The sequence below is a fragment of the Legionella massiliensis genome, assembly GCF_000756815.1.
Lineage (GTDB): Bacteria > Pseudomonadota > Gammaproteobacteria > Legionellales > Legionellaceae > Tatlockia > Tatlockia massiliensis.
In genome coordinates, this window is record NZ_CCVW01000001.1 from 1,638,442 (window position 1) to 1,659,811 (window position 21,370).

Consider the following 21,370-nt stretch of genomic DNA (forward strand, 5'->3'; position numbering starts at 1 on the left):
CAAAATTAAAATAGGGTCTTTTGCGCCCCAGCCTCTTAAGGGCAAACATCGATAAAGACCTCGTCATCCCGAACATAGTGAGGGATCTCCGGGATTAGCACAGCGCCACACTTAGGAGATGTCTCTCTACGTTCGACATGACGTACGTCCTTGGGAGCGGATATTTATATTCGCAATGAAGGAATGAGAGGAGGAGTGTTTGCCATCGTTTTAGTATCAAAGCGCATATCAAATGCGCTTTGATACTAAACTCGTCTAGGAAGGAGTAATACTGTGCCCTTCAGTCGCCCCAGCAGGTAAACCAGAAACACCGCCTGGGCAGAAGGTAACCTGATAGCTGGTAGTCAATAGCGTGCCATTATCCTGATTGTATTGGAATGAATAAGGGCAAAACCGATAAAGACCTCGTCATCCCGAACATAGTGAGGGATCTCCGGGATTAGCACAGTGCTACACTTAGGAGATGTCTCTCTACGTTCGACATGACGTACGTCTTTGGGAGCGGATACTTATTGGCAATGAAGGAATGAGAGGAGGAGTGTTTGCCATCGTTTTAGTATCAAAGCGCATATCAAATGCGCTTTGATACTAAACTCGTCTAGGAAGGAGTAATACTGCGCCCTTCAGTCGCCCCAGCAGGTAAACCAGAAACACCGCCTGGGCAGAAGGTAACCTGATAGCTGGTAGTCAATGGCGTGCCATTATCCTGATTGCATTGGAATGATGATGAGGGATCATCAAACTGGTATGAATAGGCAGTTGGGCAGGCCTGTTTCAACCAGGCAATGGCTTGGAAAGGCGTATAGTTACCAACTGTTGCAGAGATTGAATGGGTAGTCCAATCTAAATTCCAACCAGGCTGATAATTTGGACTGCCATTTCCGCAGGACTCAGAAGGTAGGGTCAGGTTCCAATCGAAACAGCCTCCGCAATGAGCAAAGAAGGTATTTCCAGTTTGATAGCAGGAATTAAGCGAGCCATTGTTGGTTATACCTGGGATAGACAGCAAGACATCATAGGCTGGATATTGGTTCCCTGGTAAAACAATATTAGTTCCACTTACCAGCGTTGTGCCGTAATTACTGCTACTTGATTGCCCAGCAATTTCTTTACCCATGCCATAGAGTGCGAATAAATTCCTGGATCCCCATTGAGCGTTGGCAATGTAAGCCGCATCATTGACCAAGGGATTAAACCCTAGAAAACCTCCTTGTCGTCGATTAACCGGCCCAGGCGAGTTTCCATTAGATTGAGGATAGCTATTGTATGACATACCGCAATTTACGCCATCCGCACAAGCGTTATCTGCTCCGGGAGTAACCCAGTAAAAATCGCTATTAATTGATGAAATTGGCATAGTTGCTTCAGGGTTAAAATTCCAAGAACAATTTCCAAGGGCATTATTGCTAGCCGGCTGGAGCAAGGCACCGGCGGCAGAACAATTATAAACTGTACCGGCGGTGTTACCTGTTGTAGGTCCAAAGGCCTTAACCTCTACGGGAACAGTCATGCCGTTGATTACAGAAACATCATAAACCCCATCCGCACCAGGCGTGCTGAGCATAGTTGCCTCAAACTTAGTAAAGGGGCTTTGTGGTTGAACAGGCCCTGTTCCACCATCTAAGGGCGAAAGGCAGGTTGCACTACCGGGCTTAGTTTGACAGGTCCCTGTAGCACAATTAAATTGACCATTTTGCATGGTGCAACCTGTTCTGGGCCAAAATGAGCCATTCTGATAACTGCTTAGGGAAAGATCAATGGTTGAAGGAGCAACTCCTGCAGTTTGGGCTGAGAGATGATAAGCACTTGCTGGTGCGCCAGCAGGGAAGGTCAATAAATTAGGATCGATTGTTTGGCAATTTTGGCCTGGACAATTATTGTTACCACCATTGGCTATACCATACCAGACATCAAAGGGACATTGATTGACAAAGACGACATGATGGCTAGGTTGATTATTAGATTGCACGGTCGTAGCCGTTGTACTTCCTGTCGCCGGCGCAACGCCTCCAGTTGGCACAGAAGCTGTCACTGTCAACCCACTCGGGTTAATTGGTGGGCTTGGTATTATTGAGGCCGTGATGGTGCAGCTTTGACCAGCCGCTAAGCTTGTATTTGAGCACTTATCGTAGGTTGCTGGTGGCTGAGCTGGGGTTCCAGTAACAGTTGCATTTCCAGTTGTTGCTGTAATCCCAACGGTACCTAAGTTTATAGCATCTGTAGCACAGGTATTGGTTACTTGAAAGGTGACCATATTATCTGCGTATAAATAGGTGCTTGTTGGCAAAGGTAGGGTTGCCACGACACTCGCAGAAGTACAGCCGCCACTTTGTGCTTGAATTGCAAAAGTCTTTTGGGTTGAGGCAGTCGCTTGATCACAAGTGACTTGTGCAGCGAGGGTTGCGCTGCTTGTACTTTGTAAATTAGTTAATTGCCCATAAACCACACAGGGTGGGGCATCGGGATTGAGGGTAACAGGTGAGCCTGGTATACCACAGGTCCCTACAGTAGGCTGATTGGTGGTTACTGTAGCAGCTGATTGCGGCGAAATAGTTAATTCGTTTAGACCCCCAGCAGTTCCTGCTATGCAATTAGTTAGCGGCACACTACCGGTATTGCTAAATTGTACTGCAACAAAGGGTGCCTGATTAGTAAAGAATGTGCTGGGAAATGGGTTTGGCTCTGAGAAGTTTCCTACTAAGCTGGCGGTAGAGCCTGCAACTGTTGAGTCGAAGGTCGGGTTAGCTGAAGTCTCATGACAAGTTAGTAAAGACCCAATGGTAACAGCACCAACTCTGGTCGGTTTAAATTGTGCGTTCACTACACAACTATTGCTAGCAGAAGATTGCGGCGCTAAAGCAATAGGGCTATTTACGGTACCGCAATTTGAAGAAAGTACTTGCATTTCTCCCTGGCCAACTGAATTGGGTTCAAGTATTAGCTGATTATTTCCCGCGGCATCCCCTAAGAAACAATTAGTTAATCCGGTTGTGCCGTTATTGGTATAGGTAACAGTAAAGGGGACCGCAGCACCTGGATAATTGATTGATAGGGGCAAACCTGTAATTTTTCCACTTAGCAAATAAGTTAATGGCGATGCTATCGCAGTCAATGCCGGTACGAAGATAACATTTCGATTATATTGGTAGACAAGTTGAAAGGTTGATACTACCGCCGTTGTTGGATCAAAAGACAGATGGATATTACAACTAGTGCCTCGAGTTAGTGTCCTTAGGTTACATTGATCGTTATAACTCAATGGGGATCCTGAAGATTGAATCATCGTGTAGATCACCACTGGAAAAGGCAAATTGCTTGTCAGGGTATAAACAGCTGGAGCATGCTGACCGGCTTGAATTGTTACTGGGTTAGTCGCGGGGGTTAATTGCCAGGAGACGGGATCAAAAGCAGCATAACTAAATAGTGGAGCTAAAACGCCATACATCATCAAGCATGTTTTTATTTTAATTTTCATAATCCATCCGTAGACACATCAAGTCATAAGGCTGATTAATATATTCTTGATATATCTAAAATACAATGGCTTTCGAGAGGGCTAAATATCATTTTCTGCACAGGCACATAGCTGCCAATTTAAAGAGCATTTCTTTTCGCTTGGACCTGCTCCGAAGCGCGCAGCGCTGTCATTGATTCATATTAGATTGTTCATAAGAAGTGCCAGTTCCAGAAGCATCAGTGCCTGTACCAGAAGTGCCAGTTCCAGAGGCATCAGCCCCTGGGTTTACACTAAGATTTCCAGACTCCCCATTTCCTGTACTAGAAGTAGCAGTTCCAGAGGCATTGGCTCCATTGCTTGAAGTAATATTGCTAGAAGCATTATTTCCTGCGTTGGAAGTGCCAGTTCCAGAGGCATCGGCCCCAGGGCTTGCTGTAAGATTTCCAGAGGAGTCATCAGCAAAGCTGTTTTCTATAAAGGCAGCGCTTAAAATTAATGATAGGGCTAAAATGGTGATCCGTTTCATAAGAGTCTCCATAAGAAACTAATAAATAACTAACCTTAAATATAGTTTAAAAACCGTAAAAAACCTGCCTTTCACAACGACGCATTGTAGCCTCGATTCTTCCCTTCTCCCAGACACTGGGAGAAGGTGCCTGCAGGGCGGATGAGAGGTTGTAGTCTTTAATCGCTTGACTAAACTTTAAAATTTGCCATCCACCAACTATGCTTTAATTTTAGGGAGTGGAAAAGTTGGAATGGAAAAAAAGCTATTTTACCGATTAGGAAGGCTTGTTTTTCGGTTTCGCTGGAGTCTCATTTTGGTTTGGGGGCTGATAATCTTAGCCTCCGCTTCTGTTCTTTTAACTATTGCTGCCCCCTTTAAAAGCACGGGCTTCATAGATGAAAACTCAAAAAGTGCTAAGGCGCAACAATATCTCAACGATAAGTTTGGTTACAATGATCAGAATAAGATTTTAATTATCTACCATAGCTCTAAGCTTCTGGCTAATCAGTCACTGTTTATAGAGAAAATAAAAAAATCGCTTTCTGAGTTAAAAGATTTCCCTATTAAACATGAAATTATTCTGCCTTCCGATAAAAATAAGCAAATCTCTAAGAATAAGCATACAGCCTATGTCGTATTAATCATGGAGAGCCCTGAAGTGCTTGGGTCTAAAGACATCCTTCGCATCAAATCATTGATAAACACACCAGCCAATATGACTATTGAAATTGGCGGACAGGCTTTGTTTATTAATGAAGTGAATAAACAAACTCAAAGAGATCTTTTTCGTGCAGATATCATTGCAGCACCTGTTGCAATGGTTACCCTGGCTTTTGTTTTTGGATCACTAACTGCCGCTGTATTACCGATAGTTTTAGGTGGGGGCTGTGCCTTAGTTATTTTAACTTCACTTTATATAATTGGAGAGAGTTGGACTCTGTCAGTTTATACGCTAAATATTGCTTTACTCTTGGGGCTTTGTCTAAGTCTGGATTATGCGCTATTTATCATCAATCGCTTTCGTGAGGAATTTCATAATGGAATCAGTGTCGACGTAGCAATTGCTATTACTGTCGAAACAGCAGGGCGAGCTATTTTTTATAGTGGTTTAGCAGTGTTAGTTAGTTTAAGTGCTTTATTCTTGTTCCCCATAAATATCTTATTTTCTATGGGGTTAGGTGGTGTTATTGCTGTTTTCGTTGCGGTAATTAATGCCATTTTTATACTTCCAGCAGTTCTTGGAATTATTAAAAGTAAAATTGATTTTTTACCGATTAAATTTAATAGAAAAACAAATAAAAATAAAACATCATTTTGGCATTGGTTAGCTGAAAAAGTAGTGAACAGGCCTTTAGCATTTTTCTTTCCAGTGATTGTTTTTTTATTAATGCTTGGTTATCCAATGACCTCTGTTAAATTTGGTGTTTCTGATTATCATATAATCCCTAAAAGCACAGATAGTAGGCAATTTTTTGACAGTTATGAAAAGTATTTTGATATTAAACAATTAACGCCAATTATCTTATTAGTTCATTCTCCTCATGGTTATATTTTGTCAAGAGAAAGCATATCAAACTTATATAATTTTGTGCAGAAATGGAAGGATAACTCCTTAGTAAACCGTATTAGTGGAGTTGTTTCATCTGATTCAGAGTTAACTAGTAAAGAATATTACAACTTATATTCAACTTCTAAGAATCATTTACCAGATAATATTAAACAATTACTCTCTACAACGACCAAACATTTATTCACGGTATTAAATGTTACTAGCAACTATAAGCTCAATTCTGATCAAACAACAGAGCTGGTAAAAAAATTAGAAACCACCAAATCCTCATCAACGAAATTAGATATTCAAGTCACTGGTACTCCGGCTCTAAATGCTGATGTTCTATCAAAGGTTTTTGAAATCCTTCCTTACGCCTTATTATGGATTATGGTCTTTTCCTATCTTATTTTATTGTTTTTATTACGTTCTTTATTTTTGCCTTTTAAAGCGATTTTAATGAATATACTGAGCCTTTCCGCTTGCTATGGCGCTCTAGTATTAGTGTTTCAAGAGGGACATTTAGCAGAGTATTTCAACTTTGAGCCGCAGGGTCTCTTGGATATAAACTTATTAGTCATTATTTTTTGTGCTTTATTTGGTTTTTCCATGGACTATGAAGTCTTTTTATTATCGAGAATAAAAGAAGCCTATCAAGAGTGTAGCGATAATAAAGAAAGTATTATTTTTGGTATTGAAAAGAGCAGCAAAATTATTACCTCTGCTGCCTTAATTGTTATTGTTATTTGTGGTTCATTTTTAGTTGCTAATGTATTGATGGTAAAGGCATTTGGGCTAGGCATTGCAGTCGCAATTTTTGTCGATGCCTTTTTAATACGTACACTTTTGGTGCCTTCTACCATGGTACTTTTGGAAAAATGGAATTGGTATCTTCCAAAATGGCTAGATAAGGTTATACCAGAATTGTAGTAATAGTGACCTAGAAAATGCGTAAAAAACAAAACGATGATGATCAACAAACCATAGTTTGCATGTTTGAACAGCAGGTTGTGCGAAAGCCACAAGCAGTTGCAATAATTTGTGGAAAGCAGTCTATCAGCTATGACGAACTCAATCAGAGAGCAGATCAGTTGGCCTATATCTTAGCTGAACAAGGAGTAGAAAAGGATAGACCCATTGCCATCTGCATGCCTCGTTCTATCGATTTTCTGGTTGTGATTCTTGGGATCTTAAAGGCTGGCGGAGCCTGTGTTCCCTTAGATCTAGCTAATCCTGAAGAAAGATTATTGCGTATTTTAAGCGACGATCAGATTCCAATGCTTATTACAACAAATGAGATGGATCTAAAACTGCGAGGTTATCAAGGCAGGATTTTTGTTGTTTCTAATCAATTAGAAACAAAAAAACCTAGGTTCAAAGCGACAGTCTTGCCTGAGCAACTGGCTTATATTATTTATACCTCAGGAACAACAGGGAAGCCAAAGGGTGTTTTAATCGAACATAAAAGCATTGTTAATTACACAAAATGGTTTGCTGAGGTTTGTTCCCTAGGCGCTCCCAAAGACCTACATCATGTCGAACGTAGAGAGACATCTCCTGAATATGGCAGAGTGCTAACCCCGGAGAGCCCTCACTACGTTCGGGATGACGGGGTCTTTATCGATGTTTGCCCCAAAGAAAGGGGCTGGGGCGTTCAGGAACGAATTGATTTTTCTTCCAATCATGCCTTTGATTTTGCCTTAACAACATCAATAGTTCCCTTATTACTGGGATTAACTGTTGTAATTTGTGAAGACAAAATAAAAAAGGATCCTGATTTATATATCGATTATCTTCAGGCTAATAAGATCAGTGTTATTAAATTAACGCCTAGCTATTTTCAGGTGCTACTACAGCAAGCAGAAATGAAGACTAGTTCCTTAGATTGTTTAGAAAAAATTATATTAGGAGGCGAAAGACTATTAGCAAAATATTGCGCTTCTTGGTTAGCTCTTTATCCCTCTCATATCTTGTTTAATGAATACGGTCCTACGGAAACTACTGTTGCTGTTAGCTCAAAGCGAGTTGATAAAAAAAATATTAGTCATTTAGAAGCCGATGTACCAATTGGATCGATGATCCCTAATTGTGATTTTTATATTATGAATGACGAGGGAAAACCTGTTGAAAAAGGAGAGGTTGGTGAGCTTTGGGTAAGTGGGATTTGCCTGGCACGAGGTTATTTAAATCAAGCGGCATTAACTGCGAGAAAATTCATTAAAAATCCCTATGATTCAGACCAAAATTCTTATTGGTATAAAACAGGGGATCAATGTCGTTTTCTCCCCAACTCAGAGCTGGATTACCTAGGCCGAATTGATGAGCAAATTAAGATCAGAGGATATCGTATTGAGCCTGCAGAAATTGAAGATTCTTTAAGGCAACATCCTGCATTAGAATCAGTAATGGTTGACGCTGTTGATGATCATCGAAAAGAAAAAAGACTAGTTGCTTATTATATTTTGCATAATAAAAAAATGCCGATTGCTGATGGGGATCTTCGCCAATATTTAAAACAGTATTTGCCTGATTATATGATTCCCGCTTTTTTTATAGTTATGGAGTCATTTCCTTTAAATGCAAATGATAAACTAAATCGCAAAGAATTCCCTGTACCTGACTTTATTCAGAATGTTGACTATGAGAGACCTGAGAACTCCTCAGAAAATACAATTGCTAGAGTTTGGTCAAATGAATTTGGTTATGAGGTTATTGGTATTAATGAGAACTTTTTTGAGTTAGGAGGTCATTCACTATCGGCAGCTAGAATTATTTCAACGCTAACCCAGGTAATGGGTAAAAAAATCAGCATGCAGCAGTTTTATCAGAATCCTACAATAAGAGCTTTAGCCAATTTGCTAGATAAACAGGAAAAAATTAGTCGTTTCGCTAAATTTCCTAAAAAAATTTACCAAAAAAACTTTCAATTGCTACTAAGTGATTTTCAATTTATTTTGTGGTTATCCAAAATTTTTGAACCTAAAGCCAATAAGCTAAATATATGTAGTCGCAAACGATTTCATGGATACTTGGATGAAAAAAAGATTCATGAATCCCTTGATTTAATTTTAAAAAAACATGAGGTATTGTCCTATCGGGTTTCAAGTTTTATTCCCATGCAACAACGAAGCAAAAAAAAGTTGAAAATACAAATTGAAATTAACCATTTAGAATCACTGGCAATTAATAGAAGTGAACTAATTTTAGAACAATCTATAAATGATTTAAGATCTAAATACTTATGGTCTAAAAATTACGCTCTATTTAAAATCCGCTTATTTTATCTGGAAAGAGGGATGACAGAATTACAGCTCTGTACCCCTCATATCATTTCTGATGAGCAATCTCATGAAATTTTGTTTGACGACTTATCTCAATTTTATCTCGCGAATGCTTTGAAAAAATCGAAAAAAGATCAGTCATATCGAGAATATTTATATGCAGAAAACGAGGACATTAATTCTAATAAAGATAGCAATATTTTGTTTTGGAAAGGCTATTTAAAAGAAGCTTCTTTGTTTGCTATCCCGCAACCTTATGTTGTCTCTAACATGAAAAGGTATAAATTCGCTTATTCAAGCTATACAGAAATACCTGAAAATTCCTTAGAGGATTTAAGGATTTTTTGTTCAAAAAATCATTTTAGTTTTGATAATGGCTTATGCGGGGTTTTATTGCTCGCTTTAACTAGACTTGCAGGCGAATTAAATAAAAATTCAGTGATCTGTATCAATAAAGTAAAATCAGCACGTGATAATTCTAGATATGATAGCACTATTGGTTGTTTTCTAAATTTAGAATTAGCTAAAGTAAAAATTGATGAGCAGCAGGATTTAGCTTCATTCTGTCAGCAGCTTAGTGAATCAATTATCAGAAGCAACCCTTATCAAAGCTGTTCAAATCTAATAAAACTCGCAAGTGTAGGCAGTTTTAGCAAGCTCAATAGAGTTAAAGATCTAGCCTTAAACTCACTGGTTTCACTTTATAATTTGATTTTTTCTCCTTATAAAATTAATAAAACGGTGATTAATTCTGGTCTTCGTTTAAAGACCGTTAAAGATAATTATTTTTTAATTAACGTTAATATTTATAGTAGTTTTTTACAAAGAGATAAAAGAAATGATCCTCTTTTTGGATATGCGCAAGAACCAATTCCAAGCAATAAACATGACTTATTAACAATAGACAATTTTCTTGATATTTGTTTTTTACGAATGGAAAACCATAAACCTTATCTAGTTGTATCAGCGAATTTAACCTCAGAATTTCAAGAATTACTTAGACAGCAAGTATTAGAAATTTTTGAATCAATCAGGTCTTCTGACATTTAAGCCGGCTTTGTAGCCCCGCGGCTTGACCCATAGGTATCTAAACAAGTGTCTGTAATCCCTAAGCCACGTCATCCAGAGCACAGCGAAGGATCTCCTGAATGTGGCACGGTGCTAATCCCGGAGATCCTTCGCTGCGCTCTGGATGACGTAGTGTTGAAACAAGGAGGGACGTGACCTTATTACAGACACTTGTGTAGATACCTATGGGCTTGACCGCGGGATCTAAATATCTAATATCCTATCCCGGAACAGATAAGGGGCTAACCCATTATTGTCAAGTAGAGAATTAATTATAATTCACATTCCATTTATTTAATGTTCTGATAGAATCGAGAGCTAAAATTTATAAAGAGATTGGACATGTTAAAAAAGCTCGGCTTAATTGCAATATTTTCTTTGTTTATATCACTCTCATTCGCTGCAACCTCTTGCCTTAAGGCTAAGCCTACTAATGATCCCTTGTTTTGCGCATCATTTAAATCAGTTGCCAAATGCCATTGCGTAGAGTTTGGGCTTCCTTCTGGAATGTGTGAGGATATGAATCAATTGTATTGGCGGATAGTAGCTATGTACGGATCGCTTGAGCAGGCTTGTAAGAGACAGCATGAGACATCTGCGCAAGATTGTATGGATAATTGGCATTGCTTTAGAGATGGCGGTATGGATTCTCAAGGACGAATTTGCAGCTCCAATTATAGCAGTTGTCCCGTTTGATCAAAGAGACTGGTTCTTGCAATGAAGTTTGGAAAATTAGAGATCTATAGCTTAATTCTCTTAGAGTTGTGTTCGTTCTTTTGCTATGGCGATGGAATTACATCGTCTCCCTTTAGTCGAGGCGCGTATTTTGGTTTTCTTGGAGGCTATGGCTCGACTACTTGGAAAGGATTAGTACCAGCAAAGGAAAATCAGAATGTAGCACTGAGTTTATCCACTCCCCTTCGTGCAAAAGAGGGGGGCGGGGTGTGGGGCGTACTAGCGGGCTATGAATTTATTCCTGCTCTTGCTTTAGAGGCAAGTTACATGCGTTTTTCTAAAGCAAAGGTTTTCTTTGATCAAGATAGCCTGTTTAGTTTTGATCATGATGACAATGTTAAATTAGTTACCAAAACAGAAACTCTAAATCTAATGGGTAAGATTCTGTTGCCTATTTTACAAACTCCCTTCCGAGTATTTCTTAGTGCTGGAGTCGCTGGAATTCATCGTGACGATCTTCTTGTGAAGGATTGGCGCGTTAGCCCTACCTTTGGCGGAGGTCTGAACTATCGCCTGGGTCAACATGCTATGGTCGAAATTGGCGGAAATTATACTGCCGGCTATGGAGAGTCTCAGTTAAGTCCTTCTGACACCTATTTCCCTTTTCTTTACTCAGTTAGCGCCCGTCTAAGTTATCATTTTTAAATAGTAACTATTCAATTATGGTTATTTAATCAACAGTTGCAGTCCTGTTATCCTTGCATCATTTTTTGATGTGTAGGTATTAAAAATGACCATAAGTACTCTGGCTGACTTAAGACAAAATAAAGTTTTTCTACTCTTGAATGAAATCCAAAGTGAGTATGATGCAGCAGACTCAGCTGTACTCAGCGATCGATTTACGCGTTCTCCTATGCACGCGATACAATTTTTAATTGCTTACGCAGGTCTGGATCAAAACCAACGAAGACAGGTCATTGTCAATCTAGACTATGAAATAGCTTTGCAAGAGCTAGATGCGCTGATCGATGATATTGACTGGGCCGCACTGTTAAATTCTCCGAAGCGAGAAACCTTAGACTTTGAATTTACAATTAGTTTGGCCGACAGAGGCCAATTTCTTAGTGCAGTAAAATCAAGATGTCCGCAGCTATATACAGCTTTGCATAGTAAGGAGAACGGTTTTGTGCATATTGAAAATGCTGACGAAGTCATTTTCACTACAAAAATTGCGCAAAAAGAGAAGTGGCTAAGGCCATTCGAACGATGGCCTGGAGATAATTTCTGGATTGTTCCAGACTTTCGTTTAAGTGATGCAGTACTAGATACTCTTAATTCGCTGCCAGAAGGTAAGAAACACGTTATAAATGGTTTTACCCTTAGCAAGGGAAGGGGATGGAAGGGGGCGCCGCCGGAGATAGAACTTCATATCGCTGCCCCTCGTCGTTCTAATCAATATGCAGTTGAAAGTAAAATCAAAACAAATCAGGGAATCTATGGTGCTTTTGTCGGGTTAGAAAATTTTTATGGCTTGCATCGGGTCGATGATCTGCGTGTTGAAATTGAAAATAAAGCAATGTTCTCCGATGAAGGTGCTTGGGCATCACAAACTCAAGTCAATACTTATATCGCAGAAAGTGGCCTAGTTAGCTTTGCGAGTACTGTTGAGGTAACTCAGATTAATGCTTTTTTTGAAGGTGCGGGTATTGTCGCTAGTTTTATTGATGGGACAGAAAAAGGCGAGCATTTTGATAGTCAATTTTATGTGGAACTACCCACCCAAAATCAAGAGAATGGACCTATTAGATTATTTGCTTCAGCCCCCAAACCACAAGATGCCTTTATTTTGGTAGCTAGACGAAGTGAATTAAGCTCATCGCAAAACATGGATTTTTCAGTCCTCAAGCTACAAGATGACTTTATTGTGACAGCTAGACCAAGTGGATTTGGCTCATCGCAAAACATCGATATTGAGTTTGTAAATACTCAAAAGAATGAAGGAACAACTAATTACTCATTCTACCTTAAGTGTTTATCTGGTTTTGCCTTTGTGGCGGGTGGAGCCTTACTTGTTGTTGGGCTTATTATGGTTAATCCAATCTTGTGGGGTGTCGGAGCGGCAGCCTTTGGCGTTGGCGGCCTTAGTCTCTTTGGTTTATTTGCTGCAGGAGATTGTTTCAATAGTTCGCCGAAGAATGAAAGCCAGGAACCCTCCTTTTCAATGTAGCTCTGAGGATTTAGAATGGAATGCGGTGATTAGATAGCGGCACTTAGGCGGTAGACTCAGTCTCGTCACCCTAAGCGCCACTGCTATTAAGTTAAGGAAGGTTTTGTCATTCCCGCGAAGGCGGGAAACTATTTCTAGCTAAGCACAGTGCCAATGTAGAGATGGTTTCCCGCCTTCGCGGGAATAACAAATGCCCTTAACTTAATGGCAGTCACCCTGAGCGCCCCTCATCCTCCCTGCAGACACCTTCTCCCCGGAGGGGCGAAGGGAATAGGAAAAATCCTTCGCTCTTTTAGGGAGAAGGTGCCCGCAGGGCGGATGAGGATTTTAATGAATTCTTCTAGTCTCAGAATTAAGGATATGTAATGAGTGCTAATTTGCGAAACACCCTAGGACCTCTTTTCCTTATATTGGTTTGTCCTCCTTTTGTAATGCTAATGTGGTACAGCAATACAAAATTAGACGGATCCTTTTATAACCTATGGCTTCTATTGACTAAAGAGGGTGTCGCACAAACCCTTTTCAATGTCTGGCAGCCTTATTTTGGGGGTTCTAGTACTGCTTGGATTATTATTGCCTCCTTTATTGCCTTTGAAATGGCTTTAATGCGCTTATTACCCGGAAAAATTTTCCATGGTCCTGTTACGCCTAAGGGGAATGTGCCAACTTATAAAGAAAATGGCATTTTAGCCTTTGCTATCACGATGCTTGCCTATTCTATTGCTTCCTTCGGATTCAACTTATTTCCTGCAACTATCCTTTACGATAATTTGGGTTCTATCTTAGGTGCACTGAATATTTTTAGCCTCTTTCTCTGCTTATTGTTATATCTAAAAGGCCGTTTTTTCCCTTCAACAAGCGATGCAAGTATCAGCAAAAATTTCCTATTTGATTACTATTGGGGCACAGAGTTATATCCGCAAGTTGGCGGTTGGAATATAAAACAGCTGATTACCTGTCGTTTGGGAATGATGTCATGGGGCGTATTTCTTATTTCCTATTGCGCAAAGCAAAGCGAATTGACAGGGCTAAGTAATTCAATGCTGATCTCTGCTGCTTTGCAAGGCATATACCTGGCAAAATTTTTCTTTTGGGAAAAAGGATATTTGCGCTCACTGGATATCATGCATGATAGGGCTGGATTTTATATTTGCTGGGGTTGCTTAGTATGGGTGCCCTGCGTTTACACCTCGCCATCTATGTTTCTTGTGATTCATCCAATAGAGCTAGGCTTTCCTTGGGCAGCTATCATTCTTATCCTAGGCACAGTCAGTATTGTTATTAATTATTTGGCAGATAAGCAACGTATGTTAGTTAGGGAAACGGAAGGGCGCTGTAAAATTTGGGGGAGAAAACCTCAGCTATTGTTAGTGCAGTATAAAACGCTGGATGGGGAGACAAAGGACACGGTTCTTCTGGCCTCAGGCTGGTGGGGTATTGCAAGACATTTTCATTATGTTCCAGAAATAACTGCTGCCTTTTTCTGGTCGGTTCCTGCTCTTTTTAGCTATTTTTCTCCCTATTTTTATGTTTGTTTCTTAGCGATTCTTCTGTTAGACCGCGCTTTTCGTGATGATAGACGTTGTGCTGAGAAATATGGTCAAAATTGGAAAGAGTACTGTAGTCTTGTGCCTTATAAAATAATTCCGTTTTTGATTTAAGTATTTTGAGCTTCCCCTCATCAACTGCTTTCTTCCAATTGCACCAACTCCTTATTCTCCAGAGCATTCCAGGGAAGCTCAGGCCACCAACGCTCAAAGGGAATAGGGCTAACTGGCTCTACGCTTTGCCCAGGCTTAGGTACTACGATGTGGATATTCTGCTGTTTTGCTGCTTGTAACGCGCGTTCAACAGGCTCTGTCCAACCATGGTAAGCGAGATTCAGTAAGCCCCAATGCACGGGAAGCATCATTTTTCCTTTTACCAGTCGGTGCGCTTCAACTGCCTGCTCAGGAAACATATGCCAATCAGGCCAGGATTTATCATAGCCGCCAATTTGCATCAGAGTGATATCAAAGGGACCATATCTGTTGCCTATTTCCTGAAAGGCAGCGGACATAGTTCCTGTATCTCCAGAGTAATAGACACGCTTTGTATCACCAATAAAGGCAAAGCTTGCCCAAAGCTTGCTATCGCGATCGAAGAGATAGCGCCCAGAGGCATGTCGGGCTGGGGTAGCGGCTATTGTGACATTAGCAATTTTTGTTTCTTGCCACCAATCGAGTTCAATAATTTGCTTTTCAGCAATGCCCCAATGGGTAAGATGTGCGCCAACGCCAAGAGGGACAATAAACTGTGTTGACCAGTTCTTCATAGCAACAATAGTTGGGTAATCCAGGTGATCATAGTGATCATGTGAGATAACAACAGCGTCAATAAAGGGTAATTGCTCAAGAGCAAGAGGTGCCTTATACCACCTCTGTGGACCAAATCGTTTTAAAGGGGAAGCTCTCTTACCCCAGAAAGGATCAAGAAGTATATTTTTGCCGTCGATTTCTACAAGTGTTGAAGCATGTCCTAACCAGGTAACACGCAAGCCATTAACTGGAGGATCTGCTAAGTGTTGAGCTCTGAACTCAAGCGGAGTTTTTGGTGAGGTATATTGCCTGGAACTTATAGCCCCTCTAGCCCCTTTTATCAATGTCCATAAGCTGTCATTGGCAAGTGGCTCTGGGTTTTGAAATTTTCTTTTAGACCAATTTGCAGACTTGGAGATAGTTATTTTTCTTGCACCCTGAGCTTTTTTTCCAAACACGCTAAAGGGGCTCTTAATAAAGTCAGCGCGAAGATAGCTACCGTACTTTGATATTATTTTTTTCACGATTCATTTCCTGAGAATTAAAGTCTCTTCGAAGTGGTTAACAATACAAAATCTAAATCTAACATGGAATTCTCATCGTATAGGAAGTTTCCCGCATCAAACTTATCAATATGACATATCAACACAAGTAATTGGATTTTTGTTGCTCTACATGGATAAAATTCAATCTTTTTTGAGGTTTCTTGTTAAGAGACCAACAACTAGAAGCTAATCGAATGACTATTTCAAAAATAGAAAATAATGGTATTAACCTAAGGAAAATTCGAAGAGGACTGGAGTTTTTAAATCAATTCCCCAAAAAACGGTTTTTCCAGTTATTTGTAGATGGCGATATGCATATTATAGAAAATGGCCAAAATGGGTTTGAAGAACGCGAGCCTGATTGTGTCAGACGTTTCTATGATGGATTTATTCAGGCAATTAATACTATTAATCAACCTCTCTCTCTAGAGCTTTTGCTTGCAATTCATGAAGCTGCTACCCACGGACTTAAAGGTGAGTTCAAAGCTACTGTGACAGGCAAATTTCGTGATGTCCGAATGAAAGCAATGCCCTTTCATAAAGATATGTGCACGATAGAGGGCATTAAAGAACAGATTAGAATAGCTGAGTCCTATGATCAGCGGGGAAATATTCTTGGTGCGGCGATAAAGGTGTACGTGCCCGAGATCTCTAGAGAGATTGATCTTCTGTCCCCTCGTTATTTTTCTATAATGAATAAGGCAAAAGCTATCTATGAGAACAGCGACCAATATCCTCCTTCTTTCATACCACCTGCAAATACTGATTTATTTGCTAATGAAGCCCAAAAAATTATTGATGATTACTTAACTCAAATACAAGTTGCCGAAAATATGGATGCTGAATTATTGGTAATCGTAGGCTGTGCAAAAAAAATGTTACTACTTCATCCTTTTGAAGACGGCAATTTACGTGTATTTGTTAATATCATGCTCAACTTTTTGCTCATCCAGCAAGGATATCCTGTCTGTGTTTTTTATAACCCAAATGTTTTTTATTTGTTTTCAACAGAAGAATTAGTCGATGTAGTAAAAATTGGCATGATGGATAGCCTTTTTGTTAGTAAGAATCCTAGCAAGCCTTTATTTGGTTATCAGGTAGCGGAAACCTGTTTGCCAGATATTAACAAGATGAAGCAAGCGATTGTGAACCTTAGTAATCAGTATCTAATCTTTCAGGAAGAGCTAGAAAATGACGTTCAAGAGTTGGAGCAACGTTTGCAAAACTCAGTGAATCCGACTATTAAAGCATTCCATTTGGCTGCAACACAGGGGCTTATAGAACCTCTTGCAGAAACGGATATTTTACAAACAAAAGGGCCTGAAAATACAACAACTCTTTTTCAGGGAAAAACCCTGCTTCATGTAGCCTGCTTAACAAAGCATTATCGTTTATTGAAACATTTGCTAACAATTTGTCCTCGATTGATCAATGAAAAAGACTTACTAGGTGATAGGGTATTGAACTATGCAATAGTGTATGGCCAATTTGATTTAGTTGCTTATTTATGCAGCAATCCCTATCTGGACTTAGAGTCTGAGCCAATGAGCTATCTAAATTTTGCCCTTATGCTTAATAAGGTTGATGTTGTAAAAATCTTGCTTGAACATGGGGCTAGGGTAACTGAAGACAGTTATCGAGCTATACCTCAAGATTCTATTTATAAAGCAGAATTTTATGATTTATTGGCTGGGTGCTATCATAAAACCTTGTAAATTCCCCTGCATTCCGTTATCCAGAGCAGCCTCCTTTAATGGCATTTGTCATTCCCGCGAAGGCGGGAAACCATCTCTATATTGGCACTGTGCTTCTTAGGAATAGTTTCCCGCCTCCTTTAATGACAAAACCTTCCTCAACTTAATGGCGGTGTCTGTCATCCTTCGCGACAGGCTGCGTTACTGTGACAGGACTATCCTATTCTCAAGAAAATCAACACAGGCCTTTACAACAATTTCCCGCTCATTATCAACCGTAATAATGTGATAGCTGTTTTCTAAAAACAGTTTTTCAATAGACGTTGAGGAAATTTTTTCCTGAATAATATCCGCATTTCTCAAACTGGCTGTGTCGTCTTCTTTGGCATGAATAATGAGGGTTGGACAGGAGACTAGCGATAAATTTTTAAGGGTTAAATGGTTCAATAGATGAGCCTGATGTATTTTGAATAATGAAATTTTCGCGCCACCGGTAATCGAGACGGCATTTTCTGCCATTCCCTTAGAGGCCATAGCTCTTCGTTCAAGATTCTTAATGCCAAAGGGTTCAGATGTTTATAATGCTCCATCGCTTGTTCTATCCAACGCTCAGAAGAGTTAAAAATTTCTTGACCAGCTTGGTAGGCATAGCCCTGGATATGAGGAATTTCCACGGTGAAGCCTGCTGCATTGAGTTTGGTGGCTAGATAAATAATTTCCAAGGGACTGCCGTTTAGCCCATAAAGAAGCATGACTGCATGCTCATTACCCTTTAAGTAAATTGGTTCCACTATGCACCTGGTTGCTTAGGGTCAAGGGTCAACAGGCCCTAGTTGTTCTGATAAATATTGATGAAAATAAGGAATTCCTGCTTCGCTTGGCATATGAACAATTCCTGAATCATTGAGGCCTTGTTGTACTAGCAATTTTTTTCCCTTAAAAATGCGTTCACAGATAATCTCATCTTCCCTTGCCGTTTCTTCATAAGCTAATTGTGATAATTCAACGAGTTCTGTGTTTGATTGCAAAATCTGTTTGGGGTAAAAAAAGTCAACCATATTAATGCATCGCCCTGGGCCATCGGGCAAAACAACACTGATAGTAAGCATTTCTGGGTAGTGTTCGACCATAATGTTGGGATAGAGTAAAAACCAAATGGCTCCGAATTCTGGTGGACGGTTATTGCGATAATCTAAGATAGCCTTATGCCAATTAGAGTGAATTAGAGGGCCACTTTTTAATAAATTTCGTTGTGCACCGACTTTTTGAATGGAATAGTTTTTGCCAAACTCCCAATAGATTTTTGTACAATCAACCAAGTTCCTCAGCCCGGGATGAAAGGGTTGGACATGATAATCATCGAGATAATTATCAATAAAAATCTTCCAGTTGAATTCATGGTTAAAGGAAACAGAGTTGGAATAAGCATAATCACTGAAATCCAAGCTAGCCAAGATTGTTGCTTGATCATCAACAGGAACTGGCAGGGGGGATTGCTCGCCAGAGAAAAGTAAACCATTCCAATTACTCAATTTTTTTGTTGGTAAATGCAAACAAGGTGGTACGTCAAATTGCGGGGACAATAATAATTTACCCTCATTACTAAAATTCCATCGATGAATAGGACAGATAATTTTCTTTGAATTGCCTTGACCTTCCAGCATGATAGCCTGGTGATGCCTGCAAATATTTGAAATTATTTCAAAGCCATTTTTGTTGTGAAAGAGAATTTCCGCGTTGTTTTCTAAAACTCGATAGTCGTCGAGGTTAGGAACCATTAACTCGTGACCAACATAGTTTAATTTATTATCAAAAAGTGTTTGCTCATGAGCATAAAAATCAGAATTCACATAACAATTAGTTTTAATCATATCTTAAAAACTTCTCATTAGAAGGCTATTTGCTTCAGCCATATAATCAACTCTAGCCTATTTGATGAGCAATTCAACTATTTCTTGGATTATTTTGTTCAACAAATGAGCAAATGTTTTTTAACATGGACTATACTGAAAAAATGTATCGGCTTATCTGCGAGCTTTTTGCCGGATAATATATAACAAATAGATTGCAGTTTTTTAAGTAATTTCAAACGGAATTTACCTCTCTTTAAAATAAAAAATAAGCATAATTGACTCTGGATGGAAACAACTCAAGCTATTGCTCTGGTAAAGACACTATGGAGTTGGGGTGTTGCCATGCTAGATTACAATGAAAACTTAGTTGATATATTAGAAAATGCTGCAGGAGAAAATCCAAAAAAATCCTTCACATTTACGTCCTGTGATACCCATAAATCAACATCAATTAGCTTTGCTGAACTATTGCTAGAAGCTAAAAAAATTGCTGCTGTAATTCAAAGTAAAGCAGAGGTTGGCGGTCAAGTAATCTTACTATTTTCGCCGGGAATTCATTTTATTTCTGCATTTTATGGCTGTATTTTATCTGGTGTAATTTCTATTCCTTTGCCTCCTCCATTTAATGTTTAATCTGCTTTAAGATTTGAAAATGTCATTAGAAATTCCAAGCAAAAACTAGTGCTTTCAGAGAAAATAATAACTAACAAAATTGGAACTATATCCAAAATTAAGCAAATATAAATCGCTGCTATTTTTTGAATAAATATTCGGATTTATTACAAAAATTAGTTGGCGTGAAACTGATTTTATTCATAGTAAAATTAGCAATGCGGGATTTAATTGGATTAATGTTGATGCTCTAAATGAGGACGCAAATAAATTTGAGTGGGGGCGAACTAAGATTGATGCCTCAAAGCCTTGTTATATTCAATATACCTCTGGTTCAACTCGGATACCTCAGGGGGTTATTGTAAGTCACTCTAATGTGATTACCAATCTGGATGGACTAAAGCACAATCTTGCAATTACCTCTGGTGATGTGGCTGTTAATTGGCTTCCTTTCTATCATGATATGGGGCTAATCGGTTATTTATTTGGCCCAATTCAATTTCAGTCTGACTGTTGGTTTATGCCCCCCTTTGATTTCCTCAGAAATCCCTATAATTGGCTTGGGAGTATTTCTAAACATGGGGGCTCTATTACCTCTGCTCCTAATTTTGCTTATGACCTCTGTGTGAAAAAAATTACTGAGGAACAAAAGTCTAATCTAAGGTTAGACTCACTTCGGGTTGCTATGTCAGGTGGAGAACCTATCCGCGAAGAGACAGTCAATAATTTTAGCGAGTACTTCCGCAGCTGTGGTTTTAAATCCAATGCTTTTTTACCTGCCTATGGTTTGGCTGAGTCAACTGTTGCTGTCTCTACCAAAATGGCTAATGAAGATCCTGGGCTCTTAGGTGTCGATGAAAATGATTTGAAACATCATTTAGTGTCAGAGTTAGCTGCGGATAGTAAGAATGGCAAAGCGATTTATAGCTGTGGAAAATTGCTGCCTGAGGCTGAGGTGATTGTTGTTGACCCCGAAGCTAAACAGCTTGTTAGCGGCAATCGAATTGGTGAGTTTTGGCTGCGTGGACCCTATGTTTCGCAGGGTTATTGGGGCGATCTAGCCAATAAAGATAATGCTTTTGCCTCCTATCTAGCTGATGGAACAGGCCCCTATTTTCGCACAGGAGACCTTGGTTTTATGCGTGATAATGAGCTCTATGTAACTGGACGCTCTAAAGATTTAATTATTATCCGAGGTCATAACTATTATCCGCATGATATTGAACGCACTGTTGAACATTGATCCGCTTGATTTATTCAAATATGACTCCTTTGATCGCTTGGCTGAGCATATTTCTTCATCCACAGATCTTGGCAGCTAAAAAGGAAAACCTTGATGTAGCGCTGAGTGATCCTAACATTTTTTTAATCTAAGTATCATTTAGATACCTATATGAATATTGATCAGTTACTTTGACTTATATGTGTGTCGTTCCCGCGTAGGCGGGAAACCATTTCTCAAAGTGGTTCCTCACTTTGTTTGCACGATGGTTTCCCGCCTACGCGGAAATGACATAAAAAAAACAGAAAGAACTTATATTGCACATGTTTTCAGTTTAAAAAAATGCCAGTATTCCTCAGAGCGCAGCGTAAACAAGGTTTCA

15 protein-coding genes are annotated in these 21,370 nt (G+C 39.5%); 9 read left to right on the forward strand and 6 right to left on the reverse strand.

Going from position 1 to position 21,370, the window contains the following annotated elements; translation table 11 throughout:
• Positions 1 to 598: 598 nt before the first annotated feature.
• Both BN1094_RS07055 and BN1094_RS07060 read right to left on the reverse strand, forming a co-directional pair.
• The gene (locus BN1094_RS07055) at positions 599 to 3,475 is read right to left on the reverse strand and encodes a thaumatin family protein (protein ID WP_043873556.1); all 2,877 of its coding nucleotides are present in this window, start codon (positions 3,473 to 3,475) and stop codon (positions 599 to 601) included.
• 169 nt (positions 3,476 to 3,644) lie between these two features.
• Positions 3,645 to 3,983: a hypothetical protein gene (locus BN1094_RS07060; RefSeq protein WP_043873557.1), complete on the reverse strand. Its 339-nt coding sequence runs from the start codon at positions 3,981 to 3,983 to the stop codon at positions 3,645 to 3,647.
• A 232-nt stretch (positions 3,984 to 4,215) separates the two neighbouring features.
• Between BN1094_RS07060 and BN1094_RS07065 the strand changes: the two genes are divergently transcribed.
• From BN1094_RS07065 to BN1094_RS07090, 6 genes are all read left to right on the forward strand, one after another.
• A complete protein-coding gene (locus tag BN1094_RS07065) occupies positions 4,216 to 6,444 on the forward strand; it encodes an MMPL family transporter (protein WP_043873558.1) in 2,229 nt (742 codons plus the stop codon).
• Between the two features lie 17 nt (positions 6,445 to 6,461).
• The gene (locus tag BN1094_RS07070; protein ID WP_043873559.1) at positions 6,462 to 9,845 is read left to right on the forward strand and encodes an amino acid adenylation domain-containing protein; all 3,384 of its coding nucleotides are present in this window, start codon (positions 6,462 to 6,464) and stop codon (positions 9,843 to 9,845) included.
• 360 nt (positions 9,846 to 10,205) lie between these two features.
• Positions 10,206 to 10,559: a hypothetical protein gene (locus BN1094_RS19235; RefSeq protein ID WP_081935047.1), complete on the forward strand. Its 354-nt coding sequence runs from the start codon at positions 10,206 to 10,208 to the stop codon at positions 10,557 to 10,559.
• Between the two features lie 21 nt (positions 10,560 to 10,580).
• Positions 10,581 to 11,243 carry a porin family protein gene (locus BN1094_RS07080; RefSeq protein WP_052403177.1) on the forward strand — a complete coding sequence of 221 codons (663 nt, stop codon included), beginning with the start codon at positions 10,581 to 10,583 and terminating at the stop codon, positions 11,241 to 11,243.
• An 85-nt stretch (positions 11,244 to 11,328) separates the two neighbouring features.
• Positions 11,329 to 12,765, forward strand: a complete 1,437-nt coding sequence (locus BN1094_RS07085; RefSeq protein ID WP_043873561.1) for a hypothetical protein — start codon at positions 11,329 to 11,331, stop codon at positions 12,763 to 12,765.
• Positions 12,766 to 13,130: 365 nt separating this feature from the next.
• Positions 13,131 to 14,426, forward strand: coding sequence for a phosphatidylethanolamine N-methyltransferase family domain-containing protein (locus tag BN1094_RS07090; protein WP_043873562.1), 1,296 nt, complete (start codon positions 13,131 to 13,133; stop codon positions 14,424 to 14,426).
• Between the two features lie 20 nt (positions 14,427 to 14,446).
• Here BN1094_RS07090 and BN1094_RS07095 read toward each other — a convergent pair whose 3' ends face one another.
• Positions 14,447 to 15,586 (reverse strand): MBL fold metallo-hydrolase, encoded by a 1,140-nt coding sequence (locus tag BN1094_RS07095; RefSeq protein ID WP_218054605.1) that lies wholly within the window; start codon positions 15,584 to 15,586, stop codon positions 14,447 to 14,449.
• A 215-nt stretch (positions 15,587 to 15,801) separates the two neighbouring features.
• On the opposite strand from BN1094_RS07095, the gene BN1094_RS07100 reads away from it, so the two are divergent.
• Positions 15,802 to 17,322, forward strand: a complete 1,521-nt coding sequence (locus BN1094_RS07100; protein WP_043873563.1) for an ankyrin repeat domain-containing protein — start codon at positions 15,802 to 15,804, stop codon at positions 17,320 to 17,322.
• Positions 17,323 to 17,502: 180 nt separating this feature from the next.
• Here the strand turns inward: BN1094_RS07100 and BN1094_RS07105 are convergent, their stop codons facing one another.
• The 3 genes from BN1094_RS07105 to BN1094_RS07115 are packed head-to-tail and all read right to left on the reverse strand — an operon-like array spanning position 17,503 to position 19,172.
• Positions 17,503 to 17,748 carry an alpha/beta hydrolase gene (locus BN1094_RS07105; protein ID WP_043873564.1) on the reverse strand — a complete coding sequence of 82 codons (246 nt, stop codon included), beginning with the start codon at positions 17,746 to 17,748 and terminating at the stop codon, positions 17,503 to 17,505.
• Complete coding sequence (locus BN1094_RS07110) at positions 17,745 to 18,092, reverse strand: hypothetical protein (RefSeq protein WP_043873565.1); 348 nt, start codon at positions 18,090 to 18,092, stop codon at positions 17,745 to 17,747. Before BN1094_RS07110 ends, BN1094_RS07105 begins: the two co-directional genes overlap by 4 nt.
• Positions 18,093 to 18,113: 21 nt before the next feature.
• Positions 18,114 to 19,172, reverse strand: a complete 1,059-nt coding sequence (locus BN1094_RS07115; RefSeq protein ID WP_043873566.1) for an aromatic ring-hydroxylating oxygenase subunit alpha — start codon at positions 19,170 to 19,172, stop codon at positions 18,114 to 18,116.
• A 267-nt stretch (positions 19,173 to 19,439) separates the two neighbouring features.
• Between BN1094_RS07115 and BN1094_RS07120 the strand changes: the two genes are divergently transcribed.
• Positions 19,440 to 19,787, forward strand: coding sequence for an AMP-binding protein (locus tag BN1094_RS07120; protein WP_043873567.1), 348 nt, complete (start codon positions 19,440 to 19,442; stop codon positions 19,785 to 19,787).
• Positions 19,788 to 20,001: 214 nt separating this feature from the next.
• A complete protein-coding gene (locus BN1094_RS07125; protein ID WP_281175061.1) occupies positions 20,002 to 21,009 on the forward strand; it encodes an AMP-binding protein in 1,008 nt (335 codons plus the stop codon).
• Positions 21,010 to 21,370: the final 361 nt, after the last annotated feature.